14 protein-coding genes are annotated in these 13,519 nt (G+C 68.4%); 3 read left to right on the top strand and 11 right to left on the bottom strand.

Features of this window, described 5'->3' with window-relative positions; genetic code table 11:
* From VF139_15820 to VF139_15865, 10 genes are all read right to left on the bottom strand, one after another.
* Nucleotides 1-196: hypothetical protein (locus VF139_15820; protein ID HEX6852865.1), on the bottom strand; the 196-nt coding region annotated here is incomplete at its 3' end.
* 121 nt (nt 197-317) lie between these two features.
* A complete protein-coding gene (locus VF139_15825; protein HEX6852866.1) occupies nt 318-977 on the bottom strand; it encodes a DUF4304 domain-containing protein in 660 nt (219 codons plus the stop codon).
* A 184-nt stretch (nt 978-1,161) separates the two neighbouring features.
* Complete coding sequence (locus VF139_15830; protein ID HEX6852867.1) at nt 1,162-1,461, bottom strand: hypothetical protein; 300 nt, start codon at nt 1,459-1,461, stop codon at nt 1,162-1,164.
* 127 nt (nt 1,462-1,588) lie between these two features.
* Nucleotides 1,589-1,960 carry a helix-turn-helix domain-containing protein gene (locus VF139_15835; GenBank protein ID HEX6852868.1) on the bottom strand — a complete coding sequence of 124 codons (372 nt, stop codon included), beginning with the start codon at nt 1,958-1,960 and terminating at the stop codon, nt 1,589-1,591.
* On the bottom strand, nt 1,947-2,324 hold the full coding sequence (locus VF139_15840) for a type II toxin-antitoxin system RelE/ParE family toxin (protein ID HEX6852869.1): 378 nt from the start codon (nt 2,322-2,324) through the stop codon (nt 1,947-1,949). Before VF139_15840 ends, VF139_15835 begins: the two co-directional genes overlap by 14 nt.
* Nucleotides 2,325-2,338: 14 nt before the next feature.
* Nucleotides 2,339-3,337, bottom strand: a complete 999-nt coding sequence (locus tag VF139_15845; GenBank protein HEX6852870.1) for an integron integrase — start codon at nt 3,335-3,337, stop codon at nt 2,339-2,341.
* A 59-nt stretch (nt 3,338-3,396) separates the two neighbouring features.
* Nucleotides 3,397-4,194, bottom strand: a complete 798-nt coding sequence (locus VF139_15850; protein ID HEX6852871.1) for a thioredoxin domain-containing protein — start codon at nt 4,192-4,194, stop codon at nt 3,397-3,399.
* Nucleotides 4,194-5,120, bottom strand: a complete 927-nt coding sequence (gene mdh, locus VF139_15855) for a malate dehydrogenase (protein HEX6852872.1) — start codon at nt 5,118-5,120, stop codon at nt 4,194-4,196. The genes VF139_15850 and mdh overlap by 1 nt, the downstream gene beginning before the upstream one ends.
* Nucleotides 5,121-5,226: 106 nt before the next feature.
* Nucleotides 5,227-6,033, bottom strand: coding sequence for an ABC transporter permease (locus VF139_15860; protein HEX6852873.1), 807 nt, complete (start codon nt 6,031-6,033; stop codon nt 5,227-5,229).
* Nucleotides 6,030-7,025, bottom strand: coding sequence for an ABC transporter ATP-binding protein (locus VF139_15865; GenBank protein HEX6852874.1), 996 nt, complete (start codon nt 7,023-7,025; stop codon nt 6,030-6,032). Before VF139_15865 ends, VF139_15860 begins: the two co-directional genes overlap by 4 nt.
* An 84-nt stretch (nt 7,026-7,109) precedes the next feature.
* On the opposite strand from VF139_15865, the gene VF139_15870 reads away from it, so the two are divergent.
* The gene (locus tag VF139_15870) at nt 7,110-7,982 is read left to right on the top strand and encodes an NAD-dependent epimerase/dehydratase family protein (protein HEX6852875.1); all 873 of its coding nucleotides are present in this window, start codon (nt 7,110-7,112) and stop codon (nt 7,980-7,982) included.
* A gap of 136 nt (nt 7,983-8,118) precedes the next feature.
* Here VF139_15870 and tpx read toward each other — a convergent pair whose 3' ends face one another.
* Entirely contained in the window at nt 8,119-8,619 is a 501-nt protein-coding gene (tpx, locus tag VF139_15875) for a thiol peroxidase (protein HEX6852876.1), read from the bottom strand.
* 113 nt (nt 8,620-8,732) lie between these two features.
* Between tpx and VF139_15880 the strand changes: the two genes are divergently transcribed.
* Both VF139_15880 and VF139_15885 read left to right on the top strand, forming a co-directional pair.
* Nucleotides 8,733-9,989, top strand: coding sequence for a hypothetical protein (locus tag VF139_15880; GenBank protein ID HEX6852877.1), 1,257 nt, complete (start codon nt 8,733-8,735; stop codon nt 9,987-9,989).
* Between the two features lie 87 nt (nt 9,990-10,076).
* Complete coding sequence (locus VF139_15885) at nt 10,077-13,505, top strand: carboxypeptidase-like regulatory domain-containing protein (GenBank protein HEX6852878.1); 3,429 nt, start codon at nt 10,077-10,079, stop codon at nt 13,503-13,505.
* The last annotated feature ends 14 nt before the right edge of the window (nt 13,506-13,519 follow it).

Below are 13,519 nucleotides of genomic sequence, written 5' to 3' on the forward strand. Positions count from 1 at the left end.
GGGTCAGCTTGGCGTAGCGGAGGTCATTCCCTGAACTGAACTTGACGGTCCGGTCGTCCTCGAACAAGACGCTAAAGGCAGGTTCGGAAGCGACGTGGATTTCAAGAAGCACCGACTGAGGCGGCCCCATGAGCGGTCTGCGTGAACCTGCGGCACAGCCCGCCACGGTCACACCGATCACGGCAACGAGCATCATTCGCACTCTTCTGGTGCCTCTTCGTGAAACCTAACGCAACGCGTATCGCGCGGGACAGACGGGCGCGCCGCTTGCGCAAGCAAGCGGCGTGACCGGACGGACCGTCGCGATGACGCGGTTGTTAGACGTCCAGCCTCCCGATTGAGAGTTTCTCGGCCAACTGTCGCACATAGTGTGGGTGTCCGGGGTTGCGCGTTTCCAGCACCTGTTGGGCGAGCAATTCGCGGGCGCGACCCTTCTGGTCACGTTCGACCAGGATGATCGCCATCACGATCCGTGGAGGGTTGCTAGCACCCATATTCTCGGATCGCTCTTGCCATTCGGTCAGGATCTTGTCCCGAGTTGAAAAGCGATCGAGAAATGGAAGCCCCGTCAGCTCAAGTTGATTGCGGACATCTTCTAACACCGCATCTTCAGATTGAGCGTGCCACCAGATTTCCTTCGTCTCACCTGAAGCCTCACCGAGGCGAGACCTTACGCAGCAGTGGTACTCCTGAACCCACGACTTCGCCTCGCCGCCGCCGTGGTGCCGTGCGACTTCCGGAACATAGACGCCGAGATTGATGGTGAATAGCCCGTGCAGGTTTTCGCGCAAGCCAGGGATGTGGGTCGTTCCAGGCGGGTCAGATGAGCCCATCTGAATGCTGATGACCTCGGTGAGCCCGTCTTCGGTGACGCGATTGAACGTCCGCCCTCTCAGCTTAAAGCCGCGGTCCTTCAACCACGGGCGAAGAGCGGCCTGGATCTGATCGACCGCAGCCGCGAATGTCGATTTCCGCATCCGGTTCCTCTGGACGTCTAACGGATCGCGCTTAAGCTGCGGGCCCGCTGACTTGTAGCGGAAACGACTCCCAAGCCCGCCGCCAGATGATACTGCGTGCCGACACGGCACAGCGAGGCCCGGCAGCCTCAAGCGCTTGTTGGGCGGCGTGATCTAAACAAGTGAGGATACGCGCAGACAAGACCTATCCACCCAGCTCGAGTAACTCGGCAATTACCACAACGGCGACACAGAGCGCCCACGCGCCGAGAAGGAGCTTGGAGGGCACGCTGAGATACTTCTTACGCAGATCGCGGATGAGCGAGAGGACCGACGACACGATAAGCGCGGAGAGGATGAGGAGGCCGAGGTGGTTGCCGGCCTTGAGCATCGCCTGACCGAGCGAGTAGATGGCGTAGCCGAGAAGCGCAAGGCCAAGCCCACCGTAGAGGACGAGATCGATAATTTCGAGCCAGGTGAGGTGACGGGAGAAACGCTGCCACACACTACGATGTTCCATCGCCTAGCCTTCCATCCACGCCGCCCAACAAGATTTCGACGGAACTCGTTTAGGCGGTAAACCGAGTTCTGGTTTATGCGGTAACGATGACAACCGGAATTGCTTCACAGCTTCACCCCCGGCTTCGAGTCTTGCCGCCACTATACGTCCGTTTCGGCCTCCTGCCCGCGGACTTACCTGAGATCAACGCGGCGAGATCCCCGCGGGACACCCCCACGACCAGAAGCGCCCGCACGAGCAGATCCAGGGTTACCGAGCCGTCGCCCGCCTCCATCTTGGCCACCCGGGACTGGCTCGATCCAGCGGCGACGGCCAGTGCGGCCTGAGTCCAGCCCAGTTCTGCCCGGCGTTCCTGAAGCGCCTCCGCGAGGGCCAGCTTCAGTTCCACGTAGGCTCTCTCCTCGGGCGTGAGCTCGAGGAAATCCGCGGCGTCCCCCACCCGCCAGCCCGCCTTCTCCAGACGCCGGCGCTTATCGGCTCTCATCGTCGTACCTCCTCAGCCGCTGGGCGGCGGCGGACAGGATTGCGGGCGGGGTGCCACCGGTCTTCTTGGCGAACACTCCGGCGACCAACACGGCGTCCGGGTCGACGCGGTAAATGACTCTCCAGGCGATGCCGTGGTCGGCGACGCGGAGTTCATGGCACCGGGGGCCGAGTACCGCCATCGGTCGGGAATCCGGCATCGGGAGGTTCACTCCTTGCTGCACTCTGCCGAGCAGAAAGCCCACTCGGACCCGCGCCGCAGTGGAGAACGGTGGGGTCCGCACCTCACCGTGAAGCCAAACCACGGGTTTGCGCCGCTTCGGCCTCACGGAGTATATGTCGGATTCGACATACGGACCAGCCATACGCCGCCGGCCTTTCACAACCCATCCGCGGGGCTTCGCACCCCGCGCCCTCCCTGGTTGAGGACGTGCGTGTAGATCATCGTCGTCGCCACGTCGCGGTGGCCCAGGAGCTCCTGGATCGTTCGGATGTCGTAGCCGTCCTCGAGAAGGTGCGTCGCGAACGAGTGCCGGAAGGTGTGGCAGGAGGCCGGCTTCGTCAGCCCCGCCGCCTTCACGGCGTCGCGGACGGCCCGCTGGACCGCCGTCTCGTGGAAGTGGTGGCGGCGGAGTCGTCCCGATTCGGTGTGGCGATAGTGGCGCGTCGCCGGGAACACCCACTGCCAAGGCCACTCGCGACCGGCGTTCGGGTATTTCCGGTCGAGCGCGTGCGGGAGCTCGACCCAGCCCGCGTCGCGGGCGAGGTCGCGCTCGTGTTGGCGCTTCATCTCGACGAGGTGGGCGGAGAGGAGGTCCTTCGCCGCCTTCGGGAGCATCGTCCGGCGGTCCCGGTCGCCCTTTCCGGCGCGCACGACGATCTCGTTCCTCTGGAAGTCGACGTCCTTCACCCTCAGGCGGCAGGCTTCGAGCAGACGCAGGCCGGAGCCGTAGAGGATCAGGGCGATCAGTCTGGGAGTGCCTTCGAGATTCGCGACGATGCGGCGCACTTCCTCGCGCGTGAGGACGACGGGCAGGCGGCCTCGGGGTTTCGCCCGGACGACCCCGTCCATCCAAGGAAGCTCGATCTCGAGGACGTCCCGGTAGAGGAACAGGAGCGCCGAGAGGGCCTGGTTCTGGGTGGAGGCCGAGACGTTCCGCTGCGTCGCGAGGTGGGTCAGGAACCGCTCGACCTCGGCGGGGCCGAGCTCTCTCGGGTGGCGTTTTCCGTGGAAGAGGATGAAGCGGCGCGCCCACAGGACGTACGCATCCTCCGTCCTGCGGCTGTAGTGGCGCAGCCTCAGGGCGTGACGGAGTCGGTCGAGGAGCCTTTGCGGACGATCGGCGGGCGGATGGACGGGAGCCTCGGGTTCGGCCACGGCCGTTCCTCGAGGAGGCGAGGTCGGGACCGGCGGAGTCTACCGCGAACGGGGCGGAATCAGCTCCCCTGCGCCCCCGGCGGGATCGGGATCCCCTGCTTCTGCAGCTCCTGGTTGATGAGCTTCGCGAAAGTCTCGAACGGCTGCGCGCCGCTGATGAACCGGCCGTTGACGAAGAATCCCGGGGTCCCGGTGACCCCGATCGCCTCGGCCTCGTTCATCTCCGCGACGATGCGCTGCTTGGCGGGCATCGACACCAGCCCCGCCTCGAACTTCGTCATGTCCAGGCCGAGCTTTCTCGCGTGGGCGACGAGGGTCTCGCGTTTGAGATCCTTCTGGTTCGCGAAAAGCAGCTGCTTGTACTCCCAGAACTTCCCCTGCTCCTGCGCCGCGATCGACGCGAGATGGGCGAGCGGGGCGTCCTTGTGGAACGCGAGCGGGTAGTGCTTGAACGCGCGGCGGACGAGCGGGCCGTAGACCTGCTCCACCTTCTCGAGGGTCGGGACGACCCGCGCGCAGAAGGGGCACTGGAAGTCCGAGACCTCGACGATCGTGACCGGGGCGGAGGGCGCTCCCTTGATCGGGGTACCCTCGAGCTTGATCGGATAAACCTTGTTGGGGTCGGGGCCGCGGGGAGCCTGGGGGGCGCGGGCCTGCGCGACCTTCTGCACCGCCTCCCCGAGCTTGGCGTCCATCGCGGTGATCCGGGACGCGGTCTCCGACTTCAGGGCCGCGAGATCCTGCTTCGCGGTCCAGGCGAAGTACAGGGCGACCGCAGCGAGGGCGACCGCGGCCCACGCGACGAGGGCCGAGAGGTTGAGGCTCCCCGGATCCGGCGCCGCGGTCTTCTTCGCCATCAGATCTCCAGCTTGCTCTGCAGGTCCTTGACGGCGCCCGCCGAGGTCTGCAGCGCCCTGCTCTCCTCCTCGGTGAGCTTGATCTCGAAGATCCGCTCGATCCCCTTCTCGCCGAGCATCACGGGGACGCCCACGAAGCAGCCGGTGATCCCGTATTGCCCCTCGAGGTAGGCGGCGCACGGGAGGATCTTCTTCTTGTCGCGCACGATCGACTCGACCATCTCGACCGACGACGCCGCGGGGGCGTAGTAGGCGGAACCGGTCTTGAGCAGCGCCACGATCTCGCCGCCGCCGCCGGCGGTCCGCTTGACGATCGCGTCGATGCGGTCCTGCGGGATCAGCTCGGTCAGCGGGATGCCGCCGACGAGGGTCAGGCGAGGCAGCGGCACCATCTGGTCGCCGTGACCGCCCAGGACGAGCGCCGTGATGCTCTCGACCGAGACGCCCAGCTCCATCGCGATGAACGCCTTGTAGCGGGCCGTGTCGAGGACGCCGGCCATGCCCATCACGCGCTCGGCGGGGAAACCGGTCACGACCTTCGCGACCCACGCCATCACGTCGAGCGGGTTCGAGACGATGATCACGATCGCGTTCGGGGAGGTGCGCTTCACCTCGCCGGCGACCTTCTTGACGATGTCCGCGTTGATCTTCTGGAGGTCGTCGCGGCTCATCCCGGGCTTGCGGGCGACGCCGGCGGTGATCACGACGACGTCGGAGTTCGCCGTGTCGTCGTAGCTGTTCGTCCCCTTGACGTTCGCGTCGAAGCCGAGGACCGGGGAGGACTCGAACAGGTCCAGGGCCTTCCCCTGCGGCGGACCCTCGAGGATGTCGAGCAGGACGACGTCGCCCAGCTCCTTCATCGCGCAGCCCATGGCGACGTGCTCGCCCACGAATCCCGCCCCGACGACCGTGATCTTCTTGCGCATGGGAGGTGCTCCTTGCCCGCTAAAAAGGGTTGAACGGTAGCACAAAAGGGGTCAGGCCCCTTTTCGCCGGGTGCGACTTTGTAAGTAAAAGGGGCCTGGCCCCTTTTTAGTAGTGGACGAGCGTGCCTTCGTACTTGGCGCGGCGGATCGCGATGCGCGAGAAGAGGAGCCCCGCGGGGACGAACAGCGCGGTCACCCCGGCGAGCCAGAGGAGGTCGCCGCCGAGCTCGTCGAACCCCTTCCCCTGGAGGAGTGACCCGCGGATCACGTTGAGGGCGCGGGCGATCGGGACGAACGCGGAGACCCCCTCGATCCAGTCCGGGAGCTGCTGCGACGGGAAGAAGACGTTCCCGAAGAACGCGGTCCCGGCGCTGAGCAGGAAGTTGATCGGATCGCCGCGCTTGAAATAGAGGATGAACGAGGCGGAAAGCAGGCCGATCCCCACCGACGAGAGCATCGTGAGGAGGAATCCCAGCACCAGGACGGGAAACGTCTCGAAGTGCAGCTTCACGCCGAAGACGAACACCGCGAAGACGAGGTAGAGGACGACCCGCAGACCGCTCCAGACGAAATCCCACACCGCCGACGAGAAGATCACGACCGAGGTCGGTGTCGGGGAAACGAGCATCGCCTCGATCGTCCCGAGGACCTGCTCGTTGCGGACCTTCGCGGAGAACGAATACAGGGCGGTCGAGAAATAGAGCTGGAAGGCCATCCCGATCACAAGCCACGGGAACGGCGAGACGCCGTTCAGCCCCTCGACCTGCGGGTTGATCATCTTCGCGGTGAAGTAGAGGACCGCGACCGAGAAGAACATCCCGCCCAGCTGCAGGACGAAGGCGAAGCGGTAGGAGACGTCCTCGAGGAAATCGCGACGCAGGAACGCCCACATCTTGATCAGCAGGCTCGTCACCGGATCCCTCCGGCCCCCTCCGCCTCGAGGATCCTCGAGAACGCCTGCTCGAGATCGGGCTCGTGGCGATCGCAACCGTGGAGCACGACCCCCGCGCCGAGCACCACGCGCAGGACGTCGTCGAGGCGGGCGTCGCCGTCGAGGGCGATCTCGACCCGGCGGTGGCCGTTGAGCTTCTCGTCGGAGATCACCCGGAACGGCCCCTTCAGGTCGGCAGGCCACACCTGGACCTCCAGGAGGTACCGGCGCTCCTGCACCCCCCAGCGGCGGACCTCGGCGACGGTGCCGACCTGCCGCACGAGCCCCTGCGCGACGATCGCGATGCGGTCGCACAACGCCTCGGCCTCGCGGAGGTTGTGCGTGGCGAGGAGAATCGTCTTGCCGTCGCGTTTGCGCAGCTCGGTGGCGATGAAGGCGCGCAGGTGCAGCGACGAGGCGGGGTCGAGCGAACGCGTGGGCTCGTCCATGAGGAGGATCGGGGGGTCGTGGAGGAGCGCACGCGCGATCGCCACGCGCTGCTTCATCCCGGAGGAATAGTCCGAGAAGCGCCGGTCGGCGGCCTCGACCATCTCGACCTTCTCGAGGAGGTGGTCGATCCGCGCGTCGATGTCGCGCCCCGGGACGTCGTACAGGCGCGCGAAGAACCGGAGGTTCTCGCGCCCGGACAGTCGCCAGTAGAACGAGCGCTCGTCGGTGTGCACGAGGCCGATCTTCGGCTTGACCTTGTTCTCCTCGGTGACGTCGTGGCCCGCGACGACCGCGCGGCCCTGGTCGGGGACGATCAGGCACGAGAGGATCTTGACGAGGGTCGTTTTCCCCGCTCCGTTCGGGCCGAGCAGTCCGAAGATCTCCCCCTCGCGCACGTGCAGGTCCACCCCGCGCAGCGCGTCGACCCACGTCGGCTTCCCGAAGGGATGACGGATCAGCTCGCCGAGCTGGCGGCGCTTGGCGAAACGTTTCCGGATCTGGAACGCCTCGATGGCGTAGTTCACGTCGGGGGTTTCTCCGGGAGTCGGGGATTATAGGGGGCAAGTCTGCATGCGTGGATGAAGACTTGACCCCTTATCCTGATCCGCATGCACGTCCTGATCGCCGGCGCCGGTTGGCTCGGTCGCGAGGTCGGGCGGGCGCTCGTCGCCCGCGGCGATCGCGTGACCGCCGTGAAGCGCAGCCCCGAAGGGCTCGACGTCCTGCGCGGGCTCGGGTTCGACGCGCTCGCGCTCGATCTCGCCGACCCCGCCGCGGTCGATTCGATCCCCGAGGACGTCACCGCGATCGTCGCCTGCCAGGCGGCGTCCGGCGAGGGTCCCGACGCCTACCGCCGGGCGTATGTCGACGTGAACGCGACCTTGCTCCTCGCCGGAAGGCGCCTTCCGCTGTCGGGATACGTCTACACCTCCTCCACGGGGGTCTTCGGGCAGGACGCGGGCGAGTCGGTGGACGAGGCGACGCAGGTGATGCCCGTCGGGCCGGGAGCCGAGGCGCTCGTCGAGGCGGAGCGGCTCGTGCGCGACGCCGCCGGGCGCCGGCTCCCCGTTCGCGTCGTGCGCTTGTCCGGGCTGTACGGGCCGGGGCGCGTCGGGATCCTCGACCGGGTGAAGGGTGGAGCGCTCGCGCTGGGTCCCGGCGACGATGCCTGGATGAACTTCTGCCACCTCGAGGACGCGACGGCGACGATCCTCGCCGCGCTCGAGCCGGGGCGGCCGGCCGGGGCGATCTACCACGCCTCGGATGCCTTCCCGACCCGCCGGAGGGACGTCGTCACGTGGATCGCCGAGCACCTGGGGATCGAGCCTCCCAGGCGCGAGGGGGCGCCGACGCTCCCCGGCGGGCGGCGCGGCGCGAATCGGAGGATCCTCGCGCACGGGACGCGGCGGGAGCTGGGGCTGGTGCTGAAGTACCCCTCGTTCCGCGAGGGACTGATCCCCCACCTCGAGGAGGCGATCTGAAAATAGGGACAGCAACCTATTTCGAGAATTGGGGACAGACACCGTATTTCCCCGATCCCGTAACAGGCGCCTTCGGGATCGGGGAAATACGGTGTCTGTCCCCAATTCTCGAAATAGGTTGCTGTCCCTATTTTCCCTACTTCACGGCCGCGAGGACGGGGTCGTAATCGGGCTCCTGGGAGATCTCGGGGACGAGCTGCGTGTAGACGACCTTGTCGTTTTCGTCCACGACGACGACCGCACGCGCCGTGATCCCCTCGAGCGGCCCCTCGGTGATCATCACGCCGTAGTCCTTCGCGAAGTTCTTCCCGCGCATCATCGAAAGCGTCGAGACGTGGGTCAGCCCCTCGGCGGCGCAGAACCGCTTCTGCGCGAACGGCAGGTCGGCGGAAACGGTCAGGATGACGGCGTTCGGGACCTGGGCCGCCTTGACGTTGAAGGCTCGGGTCTGCGCCTGGCAGACGGGGGTATCGAGGCTCGGCACGATGCTCAGGATCTTCGTCTTCCCCTTGTAGGTCGCCAGGCTCACGTCCTGCATGTCGGTGCCCACGAGACGGAAGTCGGGGGCCTTGGACCCGACGGCGGGAAGCTCGCCGCTGAGCTTGAACGGGGTACCCTTGAGGTTCACGCTGGCCATTGGGGTCTCCTCCCTGTGGGAACGGTACGAATTCGGGCGCTCACGTTAGCACCGCGATTCCGGGGTCGCCCGGAGGACGGGTCGGGTATATCTTCGGCGACCGGAGGAACCGCGTGAGCGCTCCCCTCGAGACGCTGGCCCCCAAGCGCGCGTCCCAGGCCTCGGTCCCCGAGACGTATCGAGCGCACCCCCTGCTCGATCCGCACCTCCCGCGCAACAACCCCGCCATCGCGCGCCTCTGGATCGACGCCTGGCGACGGCTGTCGGAGGACGATCGGACCTATCTCGCCATCCTCCGCGCATACACGAAGACCCCCGGCGGCACCCAGCCCGCGGCGGCCACGTTCTCCCAGTATTTCCACGACGCCGACGCCTACGTGCTGGACCTGCTGCGCCTGGTCCCGAACTCCCTCGCGAAGCACCTCGCTCCGCTTCCGGAGACCCGCGGGCTGTCGTCGCTGCGCGACCTCCTCCGCGCGACGTTCGAGGGTCGCGACCCGCGCGCGCGATACGAAGCGCAGCGCAAGCTCTATCTCGCGAAGCTGCTCTTCGACATCGACCACTGCCGCTCGATCCGCGACGGCCTGCGTCACCGGGACTACTTCGAGTCGATCCTGCAGCAGACGATCTGGCGCGGCGCGCTCGACGGGGGCGAGACGGAGATCTGCGCCGTGTTGTCGAACGACGGCGGCGGCCAGAAGTTCGCGATCGGAGTCCCCCCCACGCCGCAGGCGCGCTGCTGGAAGTTCCGCGTGCGCCATCTCGAGGCGAGCCCCGGGGAACCGGCGGTGGACGTCTACCACTACCGCGCCCGCTACAAGCGCGAGGCGGACCCCGCCATCGACGCCCGGACCGACGAGGGGCTGCTGCGGATCGCCGAGAACCCGCGGTGGCCGGGGCTTGGCCGCCGTTCGGGGTCGATCCTCTCGAAGATGATCCGTCGGGGGATCCACGATCCCAGGCAGGTCCAGGACGTGCTCGGCGCGATGTTCATCGTCGGCAACCGACGCCAGGCGTACGCCCTCGAGAAGCGGCTGATGTACGCCCTCGGAGGCCCTCTGCGCTGGCGCGATCGCGTGGACACGTTGTCGAGCCCGCGCGACCGGCACCTCCTCGACACCCAGTCCTCGAGCGGATTCCTCGTCCTCAAGGAGATCGTCGACGTCCTCATGGAGGATCCGTCGTCGTCCTCGCCGTACCTGTTCTCCGTCGAGATCCAGGTTTTCCCGCTCGAGGCGTACCTGCGCACCCTCTACGACGCCCACTTCGCCTCGCATACCGCCTACAAGAAGCGGCAATTCCTCAACGAGTTGCTCCCGCTGCTGTTCCCCCCCGAGATCTTCGGCGGCGACGGGGTACCGTTCGCGTAAAAAAGGGGCCTGACCCCTTTTCTCAACCGGACCGGCGGTTCGTACGTAGAAGGGACCATCCGGCACCTGCCGGAGGGGGAAGCACCCATGCGCCGACTCGCGTTCGCCGTGGCCTCGTTCCTGATCGCCGGTCTCCTCGTCGCCGCGGAGCCCCCGAAGCCCGCTCCGAAGCCGGCCCCCAAGCCGCAATCGGGCACCGCGACGATCGCCGGCCGGGTGACGGGGCCGGACACCAAGCCGATCGCCGGGGCGACCGTACGCGTGCTCGCCAAGCGCGAGGACGCCCCCCGGTTCCGGCGCGGGGGCGATCTCCCCGCCCCGACGGTCGCCAGGACGGCGGAGGACGGGACGTTCTCGATCGCGGGGCTGAAGGGGTCCAAGTTCCGCGTCCGCGTCGAGGCGCCGGCACTCGCCCCCTTCCAGGCCGACGACGTCCCCGCGGGAGCGAGCCTGCGCGTGAACCTCAAACCCGGAGTCGCCCGCTCGGGGCGCGTGCTCGACATGGCGACGCGCGAGCCCGTGGCCGGAGCCACCGTCGTCGCGGTCGAGCGCGACGCGGCGGCCTTCGGCGAGGAGGCCCATCCGAGGGCGACCTCGGGTGAGGACGGCCGGTTCACCTTCGCGAACCTCCCCCCCGGCGAGGCCCGCGTCGAGGCCTGGTCGCAACGACACGCGCGCGCCGCGCTCCCCAACTTCGCCGCACGGCAGGCCAAGGAGGGGGAGAACGAGACGGAACCCACGTTGTTCCTCCGCCCCGGCGGCCGCATCGCCGGGCGCGTCCTCGGCGCCGACGGAAAACCCGTCGAAGGAGCGACCGTCTCCCCGGAATCGATCGACGGCGGGATCCTCGCGCGCATCTCGGGCGAGGGTCCTCGCCCGGTGCGCACCGACGCCGCCGGGGCGTTCGACTTCGCCGGGATCCCCGCGGGGCAGCGATTCAAGTTCGTCGCCCGCAAGGAAGGGTTCTCCGACGCCTCGTCGCAGCCGCTCTCCGTCGAGCGGGGCGGGGAGCGCACCGACGTCGAGCTCAAGCTCGAGGCGTCCGCCACGCTCTCCTTCAAGGTCCTCGACGCCGACGGGAACGCGGTCGCCGACGTCGCGGTGTCGCTCGCGCCGCCCGGAGCGGCCGACAGGCCCGGCCCGCGGCGGCGCGGGCCGTCGATGTTCGGCCAGGAGGTCCCCGAGGACCAGATCGAATCGCTCGGCGAGGGACGATTCCGCGTCAAGGGGCTCGACGTCGGGACCTTCGACGTGACCGTCGCCCCCGAGGACGGTAACGACATCGAGAAGGAAGCGATCAAGCTGCGGGCGGGGGAGACGATCGACCTCGGCACCCTGCGCTCGACGCCCGGGAAACGCATCGAGGGACGCATCCTCGACCGCGCCGGCGAGCCGATCGTCGGGGCGCAGGTTCGCGCCTTCTGGTTCGACGGCAACGCGCCGAAAGGGCGCACGGCCAAGTCGAAGGCCGACGGCCGCTACCGCCTCGGCGGGCTCGCCGACGCCCCGATGCAGCAGATCACCGTGAGCGCGAAGGGATACGCCGACGCGCAGAAGAACGGCCTCGCCCCCGGCGACACCGCGGCGGACTTCACCCTCGAGAAGACGGCGAGTCTCGTCGGGAAGGTCCTCAACGCCGACGGGACGGTCCCGCCGTCCTTCCAGGTGGAAGCGAAACCCGAGGCGAAGGCCGGGGACAGCGCCTTCGGCTTCCGGATGCGTTTCGCCCGCGACGAGGAGGTGTTCACCGACCCCGCCGGCAACTTCCGGCTCGACGACGTCTCGCCGGGGACGGTCACCGTGGAGGCGCGCGCGGTGGGTCGCGCTCCGGGACGGAAGTCGGGAGTGAAGGTGGCCGCGGAGGAGGTCGTGGACGTCGGCACCCTCGTCCTCCCCGAGGGGCGAACCGTGCGCGGCCGCGTGCTCGACGCGAAGGACGACACTCCCCTCGCCGGGGCGGTGGTCTCGGCGCTCGTCACCCAGACGGGGATGCGCGTGCGGCTGGCAGGGATGAACGACGCCGCGGGGAGCGCGGTCAGCGGGACCGACGGCGGCTTCGAGATCCGGGGGCTCGAGCCGCGCGCGTACAACGTCGCGGCGCAGCACCCGGACTTCTCCCCGAACGAGACGACCGTCGAGGTCCCTTCCGACCAGGACCCCGGCGAGATCGCCGTGCGGCTCAGCCGCGGGGGGACCCTCACCGGGATCGTGCGCGACGCCGCGAAGGCGCCGGTCTCCGGCGCGAACGTGGTGGTCATGAAGGGGTTCGGCGGCGACCTGCAGTCGGCGTCGACGGGGCCCGACGGCCGCTACACGATCGAGAAGCTCTCCCCCGGCACCTACTCCGCCCTCCGCCAGCCCGACGACGGCCGGATCGTCATCGGGATGGGGATGAAGCAGGTCGCCGTCAAGGAGGGCGAGGTCACGACGCTCGACTTCGACGAGGCGGCCAAGCACCAGGTCTCGGGACGGATCCTGCGCGGCGGGAAACCGGTCGGGAACGTCAACGTGATCTTCTTCCAGGGAGAAGGCCGGGCGGGAGGCGCGATGAAGACGACCGGCGCCGACGCGGACGGCCGCTACTCGATCGGCGTCGACGCGCCCGGCCCCTACACCGTCGCCGTCTCGGGGGGGATGATGTTCGGAGGCTCGCAGACGACGGTCGTCGTCCCCGACGCTCCGACCGCGAACCTCGACGTCGTGCTGAAGTCGGGTGCGATCACCGGCCGCGTGATCGACCCCGACGGCAAGCCCGTCACCGGTGCGTACCTCATCGCGCGCCTGGACGGCCCCACCGGGACCGGCGGTGCCGGCTCGGCGCAGTCCGCGGCCGACGGGAGCTTCACCATCGAAGGGGTCGACGACGGCACCTACCGCCTGACCGCGAACGCGCAGGGGTACGCCACCGTCGAGGCGTACCCGGTCAAGGTCGCGCCGGAGGAAGCGACGGCGCCCGTCGAGCTGCGCCTGGAGAAGGGGCGCACGCTGCGCGGGCGCGTCGTCGATCCCCGCGGGAACGGCATCGAGGGGGCGTTCGTCTATTACGCCCCGTCGGGGGTCGTGCAGACGACGAGCTTCCCCTCCTCGACCGACGTCAACGGGACCTTCGTCCTCTCGGTCTCCGGGAACGGGAGCTACGACGTCGCCGCGTCCGCCGCGGGGCTCGCCCCCGCGATCGCGCGCGGGATCACCCCCCCCGCGGAGGACGACGGGCAACCGATCGTCACCCTCCCCCTCACCCAGGGGGGCCGGTTGCGCGTGCAGGTGTCGCTCAAGGAAGGAGGGCCGGCGGTCGGAGCGACCGTGCTCGCGCAACCCGACCCCGCGTTCCTCGGAAGCGACACGATGGGGTTCATGAACCGCCCGCAGCCCACCGGAACCGACGGCACGACGCTCCTCCCCGGTCTGGCGCCGGGCGGGTACAAGCTCACCGTCGTGATGGGCTCCCGGAAGGTCGAGGCCCAGGCCGCCGTCCCCGACGGCGGCGAGGCCGTCGCGCAGGTGACGCTACCGTAGTGCGAAATGGGGAC

This window comes from Candidatus Polarisedimenticolaceae bacterium (assembly GCA_036376135.1).
In the GTDB taxonomy this organism is placed as follows: Bacteria; Acidobacteriota; Polarisedimenticolia; order Polarisedimenticolales; family DASRJG01; genus DASVAW01.

Bases quoted from the DNA above. Each gene is read 5' to 3' on its own strand.
- VF139_15825 (HEX6852866.1), bottom strand. From the start codon at position 977: ATGCGGAAATCGACATTCGCGGCTGCGGTCGATCAGATCCAGGCCGCT.
- VF139_15835 (HEX6852868.1), bottom strand. From the start codon at position 1,960: ATGAGAGCCGATAAGCGCCGGCGTCTGGAGAAGGCGGGCTGGCGGGTG.
- VF139_15840 (HEX6852869.1), bottom strand. From the start codon at position 2,324: ATGGCTGGTCCGTATGTCGAATCCGACATATACTCCGTGAGGCCGAAG.
- VF139_15850 (HEX6852871.1), bottom strand. From the start codon at position 4,194: ATGGCGAAGAAGACCGCGGCGCCGGATCCGGGGAGCCTCAACCTCTCG.
- mdh (HEX6852872.1), bottom strand. From the start codon at position 5,120: ATGCGCAAGAAGATCACGGTCGTCGGGGCGGGATTCGTGGGCGAGCAC.
- VF139_15870 (HEX6852875.1), top strand. From the start codon at position 7,110: ATGCACGTCCTGATCGCCGGCGCCGGTTGGCTCGGTCGCGAGGTCGGG.
- tpx (HEX6852876.1), bottom strand. From the start codon at position 8,619: ATGGCCAGCGTGAACCTCAAGGGTACCCCGTTCAAGCTCAGCGGCGAG.
- VF139_15885 (HEX6852878.1), top strand. From the start codon at position 10,077: ATGCGCCGACTCGCGTTCGCCGTGGCCTCGTTCCTGATCGCCGGTCTC.